Origin of the sequence: Yersinia aldovae ATCC 35236 (assembly GCF_000173735.1) — a bacterium.
Classification (GTDB): Bacteria; Pseudomonadota; Gammaproteobacteria; order Enterobacterales; family Enterobacteriaceae; genus Yersinia; species Yersinia aldovae.
Window position 1 is genome coordinate 1 of the sequence record NZ_ACCB01000048.1, and the last position, 20,553, is coordinate 20,553.

A 20,553-nucleotide genomic window follows, 5' to 3' on the forward strand; every position below is an offset into this window, starting at 1 on the left:
CGCGGCGCTGCAGGCCAATCCGACCTTGCAAGGCAATGTGGAAGCCTTGCGCGAAACACCCGAATACAAAGCCGAAATGCAGAAATACGGCACCGGCAGCGCACTGCAACAAGGTATTCAGGCCGCGACAGCCGCCGTACAAGGCTTGGCTGGCGGAGATATGTCGAAAGCGCTGGCGGGAGCCTCTGCACCTTATCTGGCTGAAGTCATTCACAATATGACTACCGATCCGGTCACGGGTAAGGTGAATACTGAAGCCAACCTGATGGCCCATGCGGTATTGGGTGCGGTAGTGGCGCAGATTAATGGGAACAGTGTACTGGCAGGCGCTTCGGGTGCAGTGATGGGTGAGTATATCGCCCAGAAGATGTATCCGGGGATTAATCGTGAAGACCTAACAGAAGAGCAGCGACAAACTATCAGCGCGCTGGGTACACTGGCGGCAGGGCTAGCGGGTGGCGTGGTGGGTAATAGCACCGCTGACGCGGTTGCCGGAGCGCAGGCTGGGAAGAATGCGGTGGAGAATAATAACCTTGCTATCTTGCGTACCGGTGCAGCCGCTTGTGCAGAGATAGCCGTTTGTAGCAAAGCGGTCATAGATCTTGGGTTTGGTGCTCTCATCGGTGTTGGTGTTGCCACATCGGCGATTGAAGAACTTTCTGGCGTACAGAAAACCAATGTTATGCTGGCTGCAATGTCAGGTGATCAGGAACAAATAGATAAACTGTCACCTTCCGAGCGAGCAGCCTACGAAGAATTAAAAAATGGTAAGGGTTTAATCACGGGGTTCCCTACTCCAGTTGGTGATCCCACAGGCGGTAAGCTGGTAAATCCTGCGCCCGATCAAAACAAGGGAACGGCGTTGGTGACACCAGATAAAAGTGGTGAGAATGGTGCCAGTAATACCGGGAGTACTGATGGTAAGCCTGATGTGGGTGGGAATAGCACGGTAACGCCGATCCCTGAACAGAATAAAGATGATTTGGCATATCTCGCGCTGAAAGGAAAAGAGGCTCAGGAAGCTGCAAAAAATTTAGGATTTGATCGCAGGATTTCACCGCAAAAAGCACCATTTAACTCACATGGACAGCCTGTTTATTTCGATGGGAAAAATTATATAACCCCTGATGTTGATAGTCATAATGTTACTAATGGCTGGAAAATGTTTGACCGTAAAGGTGAAAGGATTGGTACTTATGATAGCAATCTAAATAGGATTAAGGATTAATTTATGTTCGGAATTTTCCCTGAAAATGAACCGCTAGAAATGGATGGCGAGTTAGTTCAAGCAGCCAAGATTGTTATTGATGATTTTTGGGAACCCTTACAATTGCCCTTGTCGTATTGGGAGTTGAAAGACTACAAGCGCAGTTGGCTAGCATCTATTGAAAAGGGTTTGCGTAGTAAAAACCATGCCGCATTAGCAGTTTCAATGTATGACCCTAAACAAACAAATTTTATTTTTGTTTGGGTGATGTATTTTCAAGATGATATTGTTTTTTTGCAAAATAAAGTACTTTTCCTCGAGGAGCACCCCTCCTTTACCATCGAGAAAATCAATGATTTTATAACTCCAAGAGTTACTCATACTGAAGACGGTCATAAAATTTCAGAGTGGCGTACAGATTTAAACAGCATCATGATTTTTTGTAATAGTTTGACAGAATAACGTTTATCCACCCCGGTCTTAGCTGGGGTGAATGCATCTAAGACCTAAATCGCCCATTTTCCCGCTTTTCAGCATCAGTAATACTGGGCTCAGTGAGCCAGTCGCCGCCGATAAATCCCAATGTGGCCAACGTGCCGCCTGTCAGTATCAGCTCCGGGATCGGTTCGGGGGGCAAGGTGATATTCATGCAGCTTCCTCCGTGGCGGGTGCGGTGCGGATAGCTTCCACGGGCAAAAACGAGCAGAGCGGCGAACTGGTCACCCGAGAGTACAAGGTACCACCGCCAAAGCCGCCAGTGAAGAGAGCAATGGCCGGTTGGCTGCGCTGCAAGGTGTGAAAGCGGCATTGAGTGGTGTTCAGGCGGTACAAGGTGGGCAACTGGCCGCAGTGAATGCCAGTGACCAAAACGCCATTGGCGTGAGCCTGTCTTATGGCAGCCAGTCGTCAAAATTAGAACAAACCGTCAATCAAACCACCCATCAGGGCAGCACACTGACCGCCGGTAATAACCTGAATATCACCGCCACCGGTAACGGCGTGAAAGGGGTGGATGGTGATATTGTGGTGCAGGGCAGCCAGTTACAGGCGGGCAAAGACACCAGTCTGACGGCCAATCGCGATGTGATATTGCAATCAACACAAGAGAGCCAAACGCTGGACGGCAGTAACAAAAGCAGCGGCGGTTCATTGGGGATAGGAATAGGTGCCGGTCAGGGCGGCTGGGGGATTAATATTTCTGCCAGCCTGAACAAGGCTATCGCCTGCCGACTCAGGGCGCGGTGTCTTGGCAGGAATCGAGACTGTAGACTCCTCATTTACCCAGACTCGTAAAGCCTTGCCGCTAGCAAGACGCTCTTATCAAACGTACAATCAAAACCTTAAAATAGCCCTTTCCAAAAAAGAATTGCTTTTAACAGGACTTATAGTGAATAAACAACAGCTTGCGGCAAAAATCTGGGAATCCGCTAACCAGATGCGTTCTAAAATTGAAGCCAACGAATACAAAGATTACATACTCGGCTTTATCTTCTACAAGTACCTAAGCGACCAACTGGTGCAGTTTGTCACCAAACAGGGTATGACGCCCGAAGATATCAAAGCCCTCAATGAAGAAGACGTCGACACCGTTAAATACGTGCAAGACAACCTAGGCTACTTTATTGCCTACGACAATCTGTTTTCTACCTGGGTTGATTCCACATCCGACTTTGATGAATCTAACGTACGCGATGCGCTCTCAGCCTTTAGCCGTTTGATTTCGCCAACTTACAAAAAACTGTTTGAAGGCATTTTTACCACCTTAGAAACAGGTTTAAGCAAACTGGGTGAAAGTGCTGGCAAACGCACCAAAGCCATCAGCGACTTACTGCACCTGATCAAAAGCATCCCCATGAATGGTAATCAAGGGTATGACGTACTGGGCTACATTTACGAATACCTGCTTGAGAAATTTGCCGCCAATGCAGGTAAAAAAGCCGGTGAGTTTTACACGCCTCATGAAGTCTCGGTACTCATGTCGAACATCATCGCCCACGAGTTAAAACACAAGAATACTATCAAAATTTACGACCCGACCTCCGGCTCGGGTTCGTTGCTGATCAATATCGGTGAGGCGTTCGAGCAATACGCTAAAAACAAAGACAGCATCACCTATTTCGCGCAAGAGTTAAAAGCCAATACCTACAACCTAACCCGTATGAACCTCATCATGCGCGGTATCAAAGCCAGCAACATTAAAACCCGTAATGGCGACACCCTGGAAGAAGATTGGCCGTATTTTGATGATAGCGATCCACTAGGATCATATTACGCGTTGCATGTCGATGCCGTGGTGTCCAACCCGCCTTACTCACAAAACTGGGACCCCAGCTTTAAAGACAGCGATCCACGCTATTCACGTTTTGGCCTGGCACCTAAAACCAAAGCCGATTTTGCTTTTTTGCTGCACGACCTCTACCACCTAAAACCCGATGGCATTATGGCCATTGTTCTGCCCCATGGTGTCTTGTTCCGTGGCGGTGAAGAAGGTCAAATTCGCAAGCAACTTATTGAACAGAATCATATTGATACTGTTATCGGTTTACCAGCCAATATCTTTTTTGGCACCGGCATTCCCACAGTGATTTTGGTACTCAAGCAAAAACGCCAAAACACCGATGTATTGGTGGTCGATGCCTCCAAGCACTTTATGAAAGAAGGCAAAAACAACAAACTGCAAGCCAGTGATATCAAGCGCATTACTGATGCGGTGATTAACCGCGAAAGTATCGACAAGTTCTCGCAACGGGTGAGCAAACAAACCCTGCGCGACAACGGCTACAATCTCAACATACCGCGCTATGTCGATTCCTCTGCGGCGGCACCAAGCTGGGATTTACACGCCACTATGCTCGGCGGCATCCCCAACAGCGAAATTGCTGAGCTACATCATTTTTGGCAAGCTTTCCCACAATTACACGATTCTCTGTTTACACCAAAATCCGCCGCTTACAGTGAGCTGGCCATTGCCAAACAAGACGTCAACGCCAGCATTAGTGGGCACCCACAAGTGTTAGCGTTTATCAGAACCTACAACCAAGCCTTTAATGGCTTTGATAACTATCTAAACACCCAGTTAATACAAAACTGGCAAAGCCTAAAGCGTAATCAACAAGAGGCGGTATTAAGTACCGAGCTATTTGCTCGCTTAGCCCCCATTGCCCTAATCGACAAATACCAGGCTTACCAATTTCTAAACAACCAATGGCAACTTATCAGCGCCGATTTAGAAATGATGCAAACCGAAGGCTTTGCCGCCACCAAACAAGTTGATGCCAATATTGTTATAAAGAAAAAAAATGGCCATGACACTGAAGTGCAAGACGGCTGGAAAGGCCACATACTGCCGTTTGATTTAGTGCAACAAACTGACTTAAGTGATGACTTACAAGCTCTGGCAGCTCAAGAAACCCGCCTGGCAGAAATCGCCAGCATGCTGGAAGAAATTTTAGAATCCCTAACCGAAGAAGAAAAAGAACAAGATACGGTCAAAGAAAGCCAGGACGGCTTTGCCAATGCCGAAGTCGGTAAGGCAGCCAAAGTCTTCTTGAAAGAGCAAAAAGATGCCAAAACTAAATTTGCCGAAGACAGCTATGAAGCCAAAATTATTCGCGTGAACAAATTAATCGATGAAGAAAAAACCCTAGAAAAAAACCGTCAAAGATGCCGCCACTGCCCTGCACTTAAAAACCAAAACGACCATCGAAGCCTTAACTGATGAACAAGTGAACAACCTGCTGCACCTTAAATGGATTGCGCCATTAAGCACTGAACTCGCTGCTATGCCAAACGCCGTGATTAGCCAACTGACTAGCCAAGTGCAAGCCCTTGCTGATAAATACGCCGTTACTTACTCGCAAGTAGCCAATGAGATAAAGACCACCGAGCAACAACTGGCGCAAATGATGAGCGAGCTCACCGGTAATGAATTTGATATGCAGGGCTTGAATGAGCTCACCCGCTTATTGAAGGGCGAATAAGATGAGTATGGATAGCAAGGTGCCAGAAATTCGGTTTAAAGGGTTTGGTGGGGAGTGGGTTGAAAATAATCTAGGTGAATTAATAGATATTAGATCTGCCGCGCGAGTTCATAAAGAGCAATGGACTGAAGCAGGCGTGCCATTTTTTAGAACAAGCGATGTTGTATCTATTTACAAAGGACAGGAAAACACTAAAGCCTATATTTCCCACGAGGTTTACAACGATCTCTCTGAGAAAATTGGTAAGGTAACAAAAGATGATCTACTTATAACTGGCGGTGGCTCGATTGGTATTCCTTACCTAGTTCCGAACGATGATCCTTTATATTTCAAGGATGCTGACTTGCTTTGGCTAAAGAACAATAAAAAGTTCAATGGATATTTTCTATATACCTTTTTCTTTAGCGCACCTTTCAAAAAACACATTAAAGGTATTTCTCATACAGGAACGATTGCGCATTACACAATTGAACAAGCGAAAGCAACACCGATAAATACGTGCTACGACGAAGAACAAACCCAAATAGGCAACTACTTCCAAAAGCTAGACGCGTTGATCAATCAACACCAACAAAAGCATGACAAACTCAGAAATATCAAAAAATCCATGCTTGAAAAAATGTTCCCCAAACAAGGCGAAACCATCCCAGAAATCCGCTTTAAAGGGTTTAATGGGGAGTGGGAGGAAGCGAAATTGGGAGAGATTGGCGACACATTTACTGGATTGTCAGGTAAAACTAAGGATGATTTTGGGCATGGCCAAGGTCGATTTGTTACGTACCTAAATGTATTTTCAAATGCGATTTCAAATGAAAATTCAGTTGAACCGATAGAGATCGATACAAATCAAAACGAAGTCAAGAAAGGCGACGTTTTTTTTACTACTTCCTCAGAGACGCCCGAAGAAGTCGGAATGTCTTCTATTTGGATGAGCGAAATTAAAAATGTATATCTAAATAGCTTTTGTTTTGGCTATAGACCAAAACAACAATTTGATAGTTATTACTTAGCATACATGCTGCGGTCAAATTCATTTAGAGAAAAAATTGTATTTTTGGCTCAAGGTATATCTCGTTACAATATATCAAAAACGAAAGTTATGGATATAAAAGTTAGCATTCCATGCCTTTCTGAACAGGAAAAAGTAGGCAACTATTTCCAAAAGCTCGATGCCCTAATCAACCAGCACCAACAGCAAATCACCAAACTCAATAACATCAAGCAGGCCTGTTTAAGTAAAATGTTTATATAGGGAGTGTTCATGACCACCTTTAAAACCGAAGCGCAATTTGAGCAGGCCTTTATTGAGGTACTCACCCATAAGGGCTGGGAAACAGAGATACTCAAAAATAAAACCGAAGCGGATTTACTGCAAAATTGGGCGTCCATTTTATTTGAAAATAATCGCCAGCGGGATCGCTTAAACGATGTGCCGTTAACCCTGACGGAAATGCAGCAAATTATTGAGCAAATCAAAGAACTTAAAACCCCGCTCAAGCTCAACGGTTTAATTAACGGCAAAACGGTGGCGATTAAGCGCGATAACCCAGCCGATACCTTACATATAGGCAAAGAAGTCAGCTTAAAAATATATGATCGCCAGGAAATCGCCGCTGGCCAAAGCCGTTACCAAATTGTGCAGCAGCCTAAATTTGAACGTGGCAGCCCTTTGCGCAATGACCGCCGTGGTGATGTGCTATTACTGATCAACGGTATGCCGGTGATCCATGTGGAGCTAAAGCGCAGCGGCACTCCGGTTAGCCAAGCCGTAAACCAAATTGAAAAATACAGTAAAGAGGGGGTATTTAGTGGCCTGTTTTCGCTTATCCAAGTGTTTGTGGCCATGGAGCCAAATGAGGCTAAATACTTTGCCAACCCCGGGCTAGACGGCAAGTTTAACCCCGATTATCAATTTAACTGGGCCGATTTTAATAACGAACCCATGAACCACTGGAAAGACATCGCCTCGACCTTGCTTTCTATCCCCATGGCACACCAGTTGATTGGCTTTTATACCGTCGCCGACGATACCGACGGCGTGCTTAAGGTGATGCGCAGTTATCAGTATTACGCCGCCAATGCGATATCTGACAAAGTGGCCAAAACCAACTGGCGGCAACTGGGTATCGCGGCCAATAACCCCGATCGCCTCGGGGGTTATGTGTGGCATACCACCGGTTCGGGTAAAACCATGACCAGCTTTAAATCGGCGCAGTTGATTGCGCAATCGAAAGATGCCGATAAAGTGATTTTTTTAATGGACAGGATTGAGCTGGGTACTCAGTCGCTCACGGAATACCGCAATTTTGCTGGCGATGACGAAGACGTTCAAGCCACCGTAAATACTCATGTACTCATTACCAAATTAAAAAGCAGTGCAACTGCCGATACGTTAATTGTTAGCTCTATTCAAAAAATGAGTAATATTTTTGAAGAAGTTGATGATGAGGAAACAGCAACAAATTCGGCCGATATAGAAAAAATCCGCGCTAAGCGCTTGGTGTTTATTATTGATGAAGCACACCGCTCGACGATGAGTGGAGGCAAAGAAAATAAAGAAGGTATGTTGGTAAGGATTAAAAAAACCTTCCCCAAGGCACTCTTTTTTGGTTTTACCGGCACGCCGATCCATGATGAAAATCATGTCAATAACAACACGACCGCCGATGTTTTTGGCAATGAGTTGCATCGCTACAGCATTGCCGACGGTATACGCGATGGTAACGTACTGGGCTTTGACCCTTACAAAATCTGTACCTTTAAAGATAAAGGTTTACGCCAGGCCGTCGCCCTTGAACAGGCTAAGGCCGATTCGGTTGCAGATGCAATGTCTACGGCTGCCAAAAAGAAAAAATTTAATTATTTTATGAATGATGTGCCAATGGCTGGCCATAAAGATGCAACAGGTAAATATATCAAAGGCATAGAAGATTATGTGCCAAAAGAGCAATATCTCACTGCAGAGCATCAAGAAAAGGTAGTAGAAGATATTCTGGCTGAGTGGGATGTGCTCAGCCAGGCCAATAAGTTTCACGCCATTTTGGCCACTAACAGCATTGCCGAAGCCATTGACTATTACCGCCGTTTAAAAGCCGCCAAACCTGAACTTAAAATATCTGCCCTGTTTGATCCAAATATTGATAACGACGGCAGTGGCGACCGAAGCCCCACCTTTAAAGGCGATGGTCTGGACGAAATTATGGCCGACTATAACGCGCGTTACGGCCAGGATTTTGATTTTGCCCGCCACGCGGCCTTTAAAAAAGATTTAGCGGCACGCCTTGCCCATAAAAAGCCCTACGAGCGCATTCATACCGAGCCTTCAAAGCAATTAGATTTACTGATTGTAGTGGATCAAATGCTCACTGGCTTTGACTCTAAATGGCTTAATACCTTGTATTTAGACAAGGTGATTAAATACCAAAATATTATTCAAGCGTTCTCGCGCACTAATCGCTTGTTTGGCCCCGACAAACCTCACGGCATCATCCGTTATTATCGTTATCCACACACCATGGAGCAGTATATTAACGATGCGGTAAAACTCTATTCCGGCGACAGACCTATCGGCTTATTTGTTGACAAGTTAGAAGGCAATCTTAAAGCCATAAATGAATTAGTCGCGGACATTACCGAGCTGTTCGTCAGTGCGGGTGTTGAGAACTTTGAAAAACTGCCAGACGATATACAAACCTGTGCCCAATTCGCCAAATTATTTAACACCTTTAGCCAACACCTGGAAGCGGCTAAAGTGCAAGGTTTACATTGGGAACAGTCGGTCTATTCCCCTACTGAAAATGATGTGGAACATGAGGTAACGCTGGCTATAGATGAACAAACTTACCTGAGCCTGGTTCTGCGTTACAAAGAGTTAGTCGCCAAAGGTGATAGCAGTGGCGCAGGTGGCGGCAATGTGCCTTTTGATATCAGTGGTTATTTAACTGAAATAGATACCGGCAAAATCGATGCCGACTATATGAACAGCCGCTTTGATAAATTTTTAAAAGAGCTGAACCAACACCAAGACCCTGCGAGCATTGAAACCACATTAAATGAGCTGCACAAGTCGTTTGCATCGCTCACCCAAAGCGAGCAAAAGTACGCCAAGCTCTTTTTGCACGACTTGCAGCGCGGTGATGCGCAGTTAATTGAAGGCCATACTTTTAGAGACTACATTAACATCTACAAAGATAACGCTGAAAATGCGCAATTAAGCGCGGTTGTTAATGCTCTTGGTTTAGATAAAGAACGGCTCATGGCATTAATGGCTGATAGTGTTAATGATAAAAATCTCAACGATTTTGGTCGCTTCGACGCATTAAAAAATTCGGTAAGTACAGCGAAAGCCAGGATCTATTTTGAAAAACAAGACGGTGTCACCATACCTCTATTTAAGCTGAATATTCGCATTGAACAGTTTTTAAAGCAGTTTATTTTGGCACAAACGGATGATTTCTTAAGTGACAGAGATGTTGTTGGTGATGTGATGGATGTCCCTCCCTCAGCGTAAGTCCTGCCACACTTATGCTGAGTGTTTTTTTCAGCGGTACTGCATCATGAACTCGATAAAAGTCATTGGTATCGATCTGGCTAAATCTGTCTTTCAGATCTGCGTCTACTCACAAGCAGGTTGATGTGGGGTAAGTCAGATTGACGTCGGTTGACTGAAAAGAGAGGGAAAGCCTTGCGGGGACTGGATTTTAGACATAAAAAAAGACGTCCGTAGACGTCTCTTTACATACTAATGGTGCCGAAGGCCGGAATCGAACCGGCATGCCTCGCGGCGGTTGATTTTGAGTCAACTGCGTCTACCGATTTCGCCACTTCGGCACTGAAGTAGTATGCGGAGAACGAGGTGAATTATACCTACCCGAAGTCCGTATGCAACTGTTATCCCATCATGTTTAGTCTAAGTGTTGAAAAAACCGCCATCAACGCCGTTTTAGTAGCAAATAAACACTGATTAGGAGGAAAAGTATACTTGGTAACAGCGCGCCGATAACCGGCGGGATGCTATAAACCAAGCTAAGCGGGCCAAAGATTTGATCCAGTACGTAGAAAACAAAACCAAAGAAGATTCCGGTGACCACCCGAACCCCCATTGGCACACTGCGTAATGGGCCAAAAATGAATGACAACGCCATCAACATCATTACGGCAACGGAGAATGGCGCAAATATCTTGCCCCACATATTCAGTTCGTAACGGCTCGACTCCTGCCCACTTTGTCGCAGGTATTTGCTGTAATCGTGCAATCCGCTAATAGAGAGTGAATCCGGGTTCATGGCAACCACCCCGAGCTTCTCTGGCGTCAGGTTGGTCTGCCACTCGCCGGTCAATGTCTGTGAACCAGTCACCTGCTTAGGATTGGTTAGATCAGACTCATCCACCTGCGATAAACGCCAAATGTTATCTTCATAGGTAGCAGTTGCGGCGTAACGTACCGAAAGCAGGCGATCTTGTTTATCGAAATGATAAATATTAACGCCCGTCAGTTCGTTGTCACCCGATACCTGCTGGATATAGATAAAGTCAGAGCCATCTTTCGCCCATAACCCCGATTGGGTCGATAGCAGTGAACCACCGTACATCTGTTGAGCACGGAAGTTACGCGCCATCTGCTCGCCTTGCGGTGCAACCCACTCGCCAATAGCCATTGTTAACAGCACCAATGGAATAGCGGTTTTCATCACCGAGGCGGCGATCTGCATACGGGTAAAGCCCGATGCCTGCATCACCACCAGTTCGCTGCGAGTTGCTAACGTCCCCAAACCGAGCAAAGCCCCTAATAGCGCTGCCATCGGGAAGAAGATCTCAATATCCTTAGGGATACTTAGCAAGGTATACATACCAGCAGAAGCGGCGGAATAATCGCCCTGCCCAACTTTACGTAGCTGATCGACAAACTTGATGATACCGGACAGCGATACCAGCATGAATAACGTCATCAGGATGGTATTGAGGATAGTCCGTCCGATATAACGGTCTAATACACCAAACATCAGGCAGCACCTCTCAATCGCGCACGGAACTTACGAGCCGGCAGGCCATCCCACAGGTTCAATATCACCGCAATCGCCAGATAAGTACCATTGACGGCCCACATCCAGATCAGAGGGTCCAGCTTGCCGTTGCCAGCATTCGAGCGCAGTGAGCTTTGTAACAGGAAGAAAATCAAATACAACAACATGGCGGGCAGCATACTCAGCACGCGCCCTTGCCGCGGATTAACCGCGCTCAATGGCACCACCAGCAGCGCCATAATGATCACTGATACGATGAGCGTCAGACGCCAATGAAACTCGGCACGAGCCTCGGGTTCATCTGAGCTCCACAGTTGTTTCATGGTCATCTGTTCGACTACGTTGTTGTTCTGCTGCACTTCCTGATGACCGATGATCGCCTGATAATCGACGAAATCAGTGATGCGAAAATCGCGCAACAACGCAGTGCCTTCATAACGGGTGCCTTTGTTCAGCACAACCACTTGCGAACCATTCGGGCGCTCGGTCATATGACCACGGTCAGCCACGACAACGGAAGGACGCTGATTACCGTTTGGCCGCAATTGTGCCAAAAATACCCGGTTGAACTCTTTGCCATTCACATTACCGATAAACAAAGCCGCATTGCCATCGGTTGAGGACTTAAACTGCCCCCCTGCCAGCGCCGCCAGACTTGGGTTCGCTCGTGCATCGTTCAGCACGTCATCTTGATGTTTAGAAGACCAGGGGCCAAGCCAGATGGTGTTAACCGCCGCCAACGCAGAGGTGACGATAGCCAGAACCAATGCCGCCATAATCAACGATTTTTTGCCCATGCCGCAGGCATGCATCACGGTGATTTCACTCTCCGTATACAATTTGCCCAAGGTCATTAGCAAGCCAAGGAATAAGCTCAATGGCAGGATAAGTTGTGCCATTTCCGGCACACCAAGCCCCAAAAGGGACAAAACCAAGTTTGTCGGGATTTCACCGTCCACTGCGGCACCTAATATCCTTACTAACTTCTGACTAAAGAAGATTAATAGCAGGATGAACAGAATCGCAATTTGGCTCTTAAGTGTTTCCCGTACCAGATATCTAATGATGATCACGCTAATACGCCTGTGAAAACTTGTCTTTTTGCAGGAAAATCGATAGTTTCATCGTTAATCCGCCATTTATTCTCATCATATGGCAACCTTCACAGCTAAAATAGTATTACAGCATCTAGCGTTGAGGTGACCTATAGGAACATGCTTATAGTCGCCAAAACAAAACAACTTATGCCGTTAAGGTTAACACACGTCGTTAACACAACGGAGAGAGATCGTTGCGGAGCGCTACATTCTAGCGGTAGCTTCCGCCTTTGTCTTTAAGATTCAGGAGAGTGCATGGAGTTCAGTGTAAAGAGCGGCAGCCCGGAAAAACAGCGCAGTGCCTGTATTGTAGTCGGCGTTTTCGAACCTCGTCGTCTATCTCCCATTGCCGAACAACTCGACAAAATTAGTGATGGCTACATCAGCGCTTTATTGCGCCGTGGTGAACTTGAAGGCAAAGTCGGGCAGACGCTGTTACTGCACCATGTGCCGAATATTCTCTCCGAGCGCATCTTGTTAATTGGCTGCGGTAAAGAGCGTGAGCTTGATGAGCGCCAATACAAGCAAGTGATCCAGAAGACCATCAATACCCTCAATGACACCGGTTCAATGGAAGCCGTTTGCTTCCTGACTGAGTTGCATGTCAAAGGCCGCAACACTTACTGGAAGGTACGTCAGGCGGTAGAAACAGCGAAAGAGACGCTTTATACCTTCGATCAGCTTAAAAGCAATAAAACCGAGCCGCGTCGGCCGTTGCGTAAAATGGTGTTTAACGTGCCAACCCGCCGCGAACTGACCAGTGGTGAGCGCGCCATCCAGCATGGTCTGGCAGTGGCATCCGGTATCAAAGCGGCCAAAGACTTGGGCAACATGCCGCCAAATATTTGTAACGCCGCCTATCTGGCCTCGCAAGCGCGCCAGTTGGCTGATGCATTTAGCACTAACATCGTCACCCGCGTGATTGGTGAACAGCAGATGAAAGAGCTGGGAATGCACTCTTATCTGGCAGTAGGCCATGGTTCGCAGAATGAATCATTGATGTCAGTGATAGAATATAAGGGTAATCCGAACCCGGCAGCCAAGCCAATTGTGCTGGTGGGTAAAGGCTTGACCTTCGACTCCGGCGGTATTTCCATCAAGCCTGCCGAAGGCATGGATGAGATGAAATACGACATGTGCGGTGCCGCCACTGTGTATGGTGTGATGCGGGTGGTGGCTGAGTTGCAATTGCCGCTAAACGTCATTGGCGTACTGGCGGGTTGTGAAAACATGCCGGGTGGCCGCGCTTATCGCCCAGGTGATATCCTCACCACCATGTCCGGCCAAACAGTCGAAGTGCTCAATACCGATGCGGAAGGCCGTTTGGTACTGTGCGATGCGCTGACCTACGTTGAGCGTTTTGATCCAGAACTGGTGATTGATATCGCGACACTGACCGGCGCATGTGTGGTGGCATTAGGCCATCACATTACCGGTTTGATGTCGAATCATAATCCATTGGCTCACGAGCTTATCGGGGCATCCGAACAAGCCGGTGACCGTGCATGGCGCTTGCCGCTGGGTGATGAATACGCCGAGCAACTGGATTCCAATTTTGCCGATATGGCCAATATTGGTGGCCGTGCGGGTGGAGCCATTACCGCAGGCTGCTTCTTGTCGCGCTTTACCCGTAAATATAGCTGGGCGCATTTGGATATTGCCGGTACAGCCTGGCGTTCAGGCAAGAACAAAGGGGCAACCGGCCGTCCGGTCGCGTTGTTGTCTCAGTTCCTGCTAAATCGTGCAGGACTAAACGGCGACGATTAATCGTTTGATGTATTCCATTTGATATACACCCAAGGTCATTGGGGTTGCAGGTAGGCAGCAAACGAACTCATCCCGATGAGCTTATTCAAGTAGGTTAACTACAAGTAAGTGATTCGGGTGAGTGAGTGCAGCCAACACCCCTGCGGCGTCAAGGACGAAGGGTGCTGAGAACCTATGAAAAACGCCACCTTCTACCTGCTCGAACACGACACGCCCGCCGGTGAGCTGCGTGCTCATGAGGCGTTGGCCTGCGAAGTTGCAGCTGTCCATTGGCGGGCGGGCAAACGGGTGCTAATCGCCTGTGAAAGTCAGGAACAGGCTCAGCGGCTGGATGAAGCCCTGTGGCAACGAGCACCAGACCAATTTGTGCCACACAATCTGGCCGGTGAAGGGCCAAAATATGGCGCGCCAGTCGAACTTGCCTGGCCGGAACGGCGCGGTAATTCACCCCGCGACCTGCTGATCAGCCTGCTGCCAGAGTTCGCAGGTTTTGCCACCGCTTTCCATGAAGTGGTAGACTTCGTCCCTTACGAAGAAAATTTGAAACAGTTGGCGCGCGACCGATATAAGTCTTATCGCAGCGTCGGCTTCCACTTGACTACGGCAACGCCGCCAACTAATTGAAATAAAAAGAAAATGGAAAACACACCTTCTAATATCGACAAAACTGAGCCGTCCCTCGATAAAACATACAGTCCGAAAGAAATCGAACAGCCGCTGTATGAACACTGGGAAAAACAGGGTTATTTCAAGCCGAACGGCGATACCAGCAAAGAAAGTTACTGCATCATGATCCCGCCGCCGAACGTCACCGGCAGCCTGCACATGGGCCATGCGTTCCAACAAACCATCATGGATACCTTGATTCGCTACCAGCGCATGCAGGGCAAAAATACCCTCTGGCAGGCGGGTACCGACCATGCCGGTATCGCAACCCAAATGGTGGTTGAGCGTAAGATTGCCGCAGAAGAAGGCAAAACCCGCCACGATTATGGCCGCGATGCGTTTATCGATAAAATCTGGCAATGGAAAGGCGAGTCAGGCGGTACCATCACTCGCCAGATGCGCCGTCTGGGTAACTCCGTGGATTGGGAACGTGAGCGTTTCACTATGGACGATGGCCTGTCCAACGCGGTTAAAGAAGTGTTTGTTCGCCTACACAAAGAAGATCTGATTTACCGTGGCAAGCGCCTGGTGAATTGGGATCCAAAACTGCGCACCGCCATTTCTGATCTGGAAGTAGAAAACCGCGAATCCAAAGGTTCCATGTGGCATCTGCGTTATCCGCTAGCCGATGGTGCCAAAACCGCCGAAGGTAAAGATTATCTGGTGGTCGCCACCACGCGCCCGGAAACCATGCTCGGTGACACTGGTGTGGCAGTAAACCCGGAAGATCCGCGTTATAAAGATCTGATCGGCAAAGAAATTATCCTACCGCTGGTGGGCCGCCGTATTCCGATCCTCGGTGACGAACATGCCGACATGGAAAAAGGCACTGGTTGCGTGAAAATCACGCCAGCGCACGACTTTAATGACTATGAAGTCGGTAAACGTCACGCCCTGCCGATGATCAACATTCTGACTTTCGACGGTGATATCCGTGCTGAAGCTGAAGTGTTTGATACTAACGGTGAAGCTACCGATGCGTGCAGCGGTGCAATCCCAGAACAATTCCAGGGTCTGGAACGTTTTGCTGCCCGTAAAGCTGTGGTAGCTGAATTCGATAAACTTGGCCTGCTGGAAGAAGTCAAAGCCCACGACCTGACTGTGCCTTATGGCGACCGTGGCGGCGTGGTTATCGAGCCGATGCTGACTGACCAATGGTATGTTCGCACAGCACCGCTGGCTAAAGTTGCCATTGAAGCGGTCGAAAACGGCGAAATTCAATTCGTACCGAAGCAGTACGAAAACATGTATTACTCGTGGATGCGCGATATCCAAGACTGGTGTATCTCTCGCCAACTGTGGTGGGGCCACCGCATTCCGGCCTGGTATGATGAGCAGGGTAAAGTGTACGTCGGCCGCGATGAAGCTGAAGTACGCCGCGAAAACAATCTGGGCGCAGACGTGGCCTTGCGTCAAGACGAAGACGTGCTGGATACCTGGTTCTCCTCTGGCCTGTGGACTTTCTCCACATTGGGCTGGCCTGAGCAAACCGACGCGTTGAAAACCTTCCACCCGACCAGCGTGGTGGTCAGTGGCTTTGACATTATTTTCTTCTGGATTGCCCGCATGATCATGATGACCATGCACTTTATGAAAGATGAAAATGGTAAGCCGCAGGTGCCGTTTAAGACCGTCTATATGACCGGTCTTATTCGCGATGACGAAGGGCAGAAAATGTCCAAATCGAAAGGTAACGTCATCGACCCATTGGATATGGTTGACGGTATCTCACTGGAAGAACTGCTGGAAAAACGCACCGGTAACATGATGCAGCCACAGTTGGCGGAAAAAATCCGCAAGCGCACCGAGAAGCAGTTCCCGAACGGTATTGAACCGCACGGCACAGATGCCCTGCGCTTTACGCTGGCAGCGCTGGCCTCTACCGGCCGTGATATCAACTGGGACATGAAACGCCTGGAAGGCTATCGTAACTTCTGTAATAAGCTGTGGAACGCCAGCCGTTTCGTACTGATGAATACTGAAGGACAAGATTGCGGGCAGAACGGCGGCGAAATGGTGCTATCACTGGCTGACCGCTGGATTCTGGCGGAATTCAATCAGACCATCAAAGCCTACCGCGAAGCGATGGACACTTATCGTTTCGATTTGGCCGCTAATATTCTGTATGAATTTACCTGGAACCAGTTCTGTGACTGGTATCTGGAACTGGCCAAGCCGGTGATGAACAGCGGTTCTGAAGCTGAACTGCGCGGAACTCGTCATACTCTGATTGAAGTTCTGGAGGCCCTGCTGCGTCTGGCACACCCCATCATTCCTTACATCACAGAGACTATCTGGCAGCGAGTCAAAACCCTGAAAGGTATTACTGCGGACACCATTATGTTGCAGCCTTTCCCGGAATATGATGCTAATCAGGTCGATGAGAAAGCGCTGAGTGATTTGGAGTGGATCAAGCAGACCATCATTGCGGTACGTAATATCCGTGCGGAAATGAACATCGCACCGGGTAAACCGCTGGAAGTGATGCTGCGTGGAGCCAATGCCGAAGCACAGCGCCGTGTGCTGGAAAACCAGAGTTTCATTCAGTCACTGGCGCGCTTGTCCTCTCTCACCCTGTTGGCTGACTGTGAGAAAGGGCCGGTATCTGTGACTAAATTGGTTGAAGGTGCCGAAGTGCTGATCCCAATGGCGGGCTTGATTGATAAAGCTACTGAGCTGGATCGTTTGGCGAAGGAAGTCGCAAAACTGGAAGCCGAGATTGAGCGTATCGAAGGCAAGCTGGGTAACGAAGGCTTTGTGGCGCGCGCGCCTGAAGCGGTGGTTGCCAAAGAGCGTGAAAGAATGGCGGCCTGCGCTGAAGCTAAGCAGAAATTAATTGAGCAACAAGCGACTATCGCTGCACTGTAATTAACCAGAGATTCAACAGCAAAATAGAAACAGCGGACTATTTAGGTAGCCGCTGTTTTTTTATCTTTGTATTAATTCAGTGTCATAGCCTAAATAATTCAAGTTGTAGGAAGGCGGCCAACGCACATACAGCTTGAAGTATGACGGGTATAGATGGTATTACAGATTATTACTAAGTTATTACCTTTAGGTTTAAAGAGTATGACCACAGCCACACCTATCCGCCTGCTGGTGCGCCCTATCCTCGCCGCAGACAACCTTGCTATCGCTAATGTCATCCGGGAAGTTTCGGCTGAGTTCGGCTTGACTGCCGATAAAGGCTATACCGTGTCTGATCCCAATTTGGATCACTTATATGAGCTGTACAGCCAGCCACGCAGCGCTTACTGGGTGATTGAAGTCGACGGAAATATTGCAGGCGGCGGTGGCGTGGCACCTTTGTCGGGTGGTGAAGCGTCTTTGTGTGAATTGCAGAAAATGTATTTCCTGCCGATATTGCGCGGTAAAGGGTTGGCTAAACAATTGGCGTTACAAGCGCTGGAGTTTGCCCGTCAACAGGGCTTCAATCGTTGCTATCTGGAAACCACCGCCAGTCTGACCAGCGCCATTGGCTTATATGAGAAACTGGGTTTTGAGCATATTGACTGTTCGATGGGCAATACTGGCCATGTGGACTGCGAAGTGACGATGCTGAAAACATTATGATTATTCAGAGTGCATTGCATCCTGAGGTTATTGACAGCACTTTTATAGTACTGTGAGTGAAGGGTTGACCGCACCTCTGGGCGCTCCGGTCGCTTACGCGACTACGACCCCAACGGCACGTTTCCCCTTCATCTGACTTTGTCTGCAGTCTGAGGGCGCATCAAGCGCCCTGATAGTATTAGCAAACAATCTACAGCTTCAAATACAAAAGAGATTACCCAAAATCATTGCCGTTACAGCAAGGCAGCAAACGAGTAAAAAATCGGTCGGGAACCGATTTGAACAGCATTTATGCTGCCCGGAGGGGGAGCCTCAGGGACGAGGCTCATTAATCCCGATGAGCTGACTCAAGTCAGTGATTCGGGTGCGTGAGTACCGCTAACACAGCTGTAGCACCAAGAAAAAAGGGGATTCCTCAAAGTCATTGGTGCTACAGCAAGGCAGCAAACGAGCAAATCCCGATGAGCTGACTCAAGTCAGTGATTCGGGTGCGTGAGTACCGCTAACACAGCTGTAGCACCAAGGATGAAGAGGAATCTAGTGGCGCTTACCGTCGTCGTCTTCGTCCACTAACTCTTCGTCGTCGAACTCGCCGTCTTCATCATCTTCTGCGTTAGGATCTTCATAGTAAGTGCCCCAACCGTCGTAGTTAACGCCACAAGTTTCAGCCAGTGCAACCAGTTGCTCAACTTGCGCATCAATAATATCTGCATTCAACGCCACTTCGCTTATGACGTCACAGCACATAACCACAGAGCCATCTTCCACTTCCAGCTCTTCGGCATCGGTCACTTCATAACCTAGTTTGAAAGCTTCAACGGCGGCTTTTTCCAATACTTCGAACTTCTCGGCAGAAAGGTGGTGCTCAATGGTGTACAGCGCATCGGGATCGCTGCCATCGTCCAACAGTTCTTCGATAATCAGGCGGGTTTCGTCACGTTGTTCGTCCAGCAGTTCGCGGTTTGCCATGCCTTTATCCTCAGTCAATGGGCTTAGTATGGCGCTATTTTCCCACACCCACGCTATTGCCTCCACTATAAACGAGAAAGATTTATTGATTGGGGTTGTAATTGAATATTTATACGTATAAATTGAATTTAAATTCAAATAGACCATTTGAGTTACCTGGAGATGAATCTATGAGTCAGTTCTATAAACGTCACTTTCTGAGGTTACTGGATTTTACCCCTGCCGAGATAACAGCCCTGCTGGATTTAGCGGCACAATTGAAGCAGGCCAAGAAATCCGGCTGTGAGCAACAAAAATTGGCAGGCAAGAATATCGCGCTCATCTTCGAAAAAGACTCGACTCGTACTCGATGCTCTTTCGAAGTTGCCGCATATGATCAAGGTGCGCGCGTAACTTATCTCGGCCCAGGCGGAAGTCAAATAGGGCATAAAGAATCAATTAAAGATACCGCCAGAGTATTAGGCCGTATGTATGACGGTATCCAATATCGCGGCCACGGCCAGCAAATCGTTGAAACGTTGGCCGAATTTGCCGGCGTCCCGGTATGGAATGGTCTGACCAATGAATTCCATCCAACCCAATTACTGGCAGACTTATTGACCATGCAGGAGCACTTGCCGGACAAGCCCTTGAGTGAAATGAAATTTGCCTATCTGGGTGATGCGCGCAATAACATGGGTAACACGATGTTAGAAGCAGCGGCGTTGGTTGGGATGGATCTGCGCCTGGTGGCACCAAAAGCCTGCTGGCCAGAGGCCGAATTAGTCGCCGCTTGTCAGGCGCAGGCCAAAAAAACCGGCGCTAAAATTACGCTGACCGAAGATATTGCCGAGGGCGTAGAAGGGACTGATTTCTTGTATACCGATGTGTGGGTTTCGATGGGTGAACCGAAAGAAGTCTGGCACGAGCGGGTGGCATTGCTCAAGCCCTATCAGGTCAATATGGCGGTGGTGAAACTGACCGGTAACCCGCAGGTTAAATTCCTGCATTGCTTGCCCGCATTCCACGATGACCAAACAATTGTCGGCAAACAAATGGCAGAACTCTATGACTTACCGGGCGGCATGGAAGTGACCGACGACGTATTTGAATCGGCTCACAGCATTGTGTTTGATCAGGCAGAAAACCGCCTGCACACCATCAAAGCCGTGATGGTTGCGACATTGGGTCAAGACTAAACATAACAGGGCCGATCATCTGATGTGTCGGCTTTTAATTATTTTCACATCTAATCAATAAGCGTTATTGGCGCAGGCAGATTGAGTGCGGAC

At 48.0% G+C, this 20,553-nt stretch carries 16 protein-coding genes and 1 tRNA gene; 13 read left to right on the top strand and 4 right to left on the bottom strand.

From position 1 onward, the window contains the following. From YALDO0001_RS22225 to YALDO0001_RS16995, 8 genes are all read left to right on the top strand, one after another. Window positions 1–1,228 (top strand): toxin C-terminal domain-containing protein (locus YALDO0001_RS22225; protein ID WP_217283967.1); only part of this gene is annotated, 1,228 nt, incomplete at its 5' end. A gap of 3 nt (window positions 1,229–1,231) precedes the next feature. Further along, a complete protein-coding gene (locus YALDO0001_RS16975) occupies window positions 1,232–1,669 on the top strand; it encodes a hypothetical protein (RefSeq protein ID WP_004704864.1) in 438 nt (145 codons plus the stop codon). A gap of 31 nt (window positions 1,670–1,700) precedes the next feature. After that, a complete protein-coding gene (locus tag YALDO0001_RS21380) occupies window positions 1,701–2,006 on the top strand; it encodes a hypothetical protein (RefSeq protein ID WP_156172358.1) in 306 nt (101 codons plus the stop codon). Continuing rightward, window positions 1,985–2,500, top strand: coding sequence for a hemagglutinin repeat-containing protein (locus YALDO0001_RS16980; protein WP_004704867.1), 516 nt, complete (start codon window positions 1,985–1,987; stop codon window positions 2,498–2,500). Before YALDO0001_RS21380 ends, YALDO0001_RS16980 begins: the two co-directional genes overlap by 22 nt. Next, on the top strand, window positions 2,454–4,925 hold the full coding sequence (locus YALDO0001_RS16985) for a type I restriction-modification system subunit M (RefSeq protein WP_252830404.1): 2,472 nt from the start codon (window positions 2,454–2,456) through the stop codon (window positions 4,923–4,925). The genes YALDO0001_RS16980 and YALDO0001_RS16985 overlap by 47 nt, the downstream gene beginning before the upstream one ends. Before the next feature lie 7 nt (window positions 4,926–4,932). After that, a complete protein-coding gene (locus YALDO0001_RS22055) occupies window positions 4,933–5,187 on the top strand; it encodes a hypothetical protein (RefSeq protein WP_004704870.1) in 255 nt (84 codons plus the stop codon). Window position 5,188: 1 nt separating this feature from the next. Beyond that, window positions 5,189–6,439: a restriction endonuclease subunit S gene (locus YALDO0001_RS16990; protein WP_004704873.1), complete on the top strand. Its 1,251-nt coding sequence runs from the start codon at window positions 5,189–5,191 to the stop codon at window positions 6,437–6,439. Window positions 6,440–6,448: 9 nt separating this feature from the next. Beyond that, window positions 6,449–9,697, top strand: a complete 3,249-nt coding sequence (locus tag YALDO0001_RS16995; RefSeq protein WP_004704874.1) for a type I restriction endonuclease subunit R — start codon at window positions 6,449–6,451, stop codon at window positions 9,695–9,697. Window positions 9,698–9,932: 235 nt separating this feature from the next. Here the strand turns inward: YALDO0001_RS16995 and YALDO0001_RS17000 are convergent. The 3 genes from YALDO0001_RS17000 to lptF all read right to left on the bottom strand — a co-directional run bounded on the left by YALDO0001_RS17000 (window position 9,933) and on the right by lptF (window position 12,283). Then, window positions 9,933–10,017: transfer RNA gene (locus tag YALDO0001_RS17000), tRNA-Leu, on the bottom strand. 101 nt (window positions 10,018–10,118) lie between these two features. Further along, window positions 10,119–11,189: an LPS export ABC transporter permease LptG gene (gene lptG / locus YALDO0001_RS17005; RefSeq protein ID WP_042840385.1), complete on the bottom strand. Its 1,071-nt coding sequence runs from the start codon at window positions 11,187–11,189 to the stop codon at window positions 10,119–10,121. Continuing rightward, entirely contained in the window at window positions 11,189–12,283 is a 1,095-nt protein-coding gene (gene lptF / locus YALDO0001_RS17010; RefSeq protein WP_004704877.1) for an LPS export ABC transporter permease LptF, read from the bottom strand. Before lptF ends, lptG begins: the two co-directional genes overlap by 1 nt. A 279-nt stretch (window positions 12,284–12,562) precedes the next feature. Here lptF and pepA point away from each other — a divergent pair, with 279 nt between their 5' ends. The 4 genes from pepA (at window position 12,563) to YALDO0001_RS17030 (ending at window position 18,313) form a co-directional block, all read left to right on the top strand. After that, the gene (gene pepA, locus YALDO0001_RS17015; protein WP_004704880.1) at window positions 12,563–14,074 is read left to right on the top strand and encodes a leucyl aminopeptidase; all 1,512 of its coding nucleotides are present in this window, start codon (window positions 12,563–12,565) and stop codon (window positions 14,072–14,074) included. Between the two features lie 174 nt (window positions 14,075–14,248). Continuing rightward, entirely contained in the window at window positions 14,249–14,698 is a 450-nt protein-coding gene (locus YALDO0001_RS17020) for a DNA polymerase III subunit chi (protein ID WP_004704882.1), read from the top strand. Between the two features lie 12 nt (window positions 14,699–14,710). Continuing rightward, window positions 14,711–17,608 carry a valine--tRNA ligase gene (locus tag YALDO0001_RS17025; RefSeq protein WP_004704885.1) on the top strand — a complete coding sequence of 966 codons (2,898 nt, stop codon included), beginning with the start codon at window positions 14,711–14,713 and terminating at the stop codon, window positions 17,606–17,608. 201 nt (window positions 17,609–17,809) lie between these two features. After that, on the top strand, window positions 17,810–18,313 hold the full coding sequence (locus YALDO0001_RS17030; protein WP_042840397.1) for a GNAT family N-acetyltransferase: 504 nt from the start codon (window positions 17,810–17,812) through the stop codon (window positions 18,311–18,313). Window positions 18,314–18,850: 537 nt separating this feature from the next. On the opposite strand, the gene rraB is transcribed toward YALDO0001_RS17030, so the two are convergent. Then, a complete protein-coding gene (gene rraB, locus YALDO0001_RS17035) occupies window positions 18,851–19,282 on the bottom strand; it encodes a ribonuclease E inhibitor RraB (RefSeq protein ID WP_042548650.1) in 432 nt (143 codons plus the stop codon). A gap of 170 nt (window positions 19,283–19,452) precedes the next feature. Here rraB and argF point away from each other — a divergent pair, with 170 nt between their 5' ends. Continuing rightward, window positions 19,453–20,460 (top strand): ornithine carbamoyltransferase, encoded by a 1,008-nt coding sequence (argF, locus tag YALDO0001_RS17040; protein ID WP_004704891.1) that lies wholly within the window; start codon window positions 19,453–19,455, stop codon window positions 20,458–20,460. Window positions 20,461–20,553: the final 93 nt, after the last annotated feature.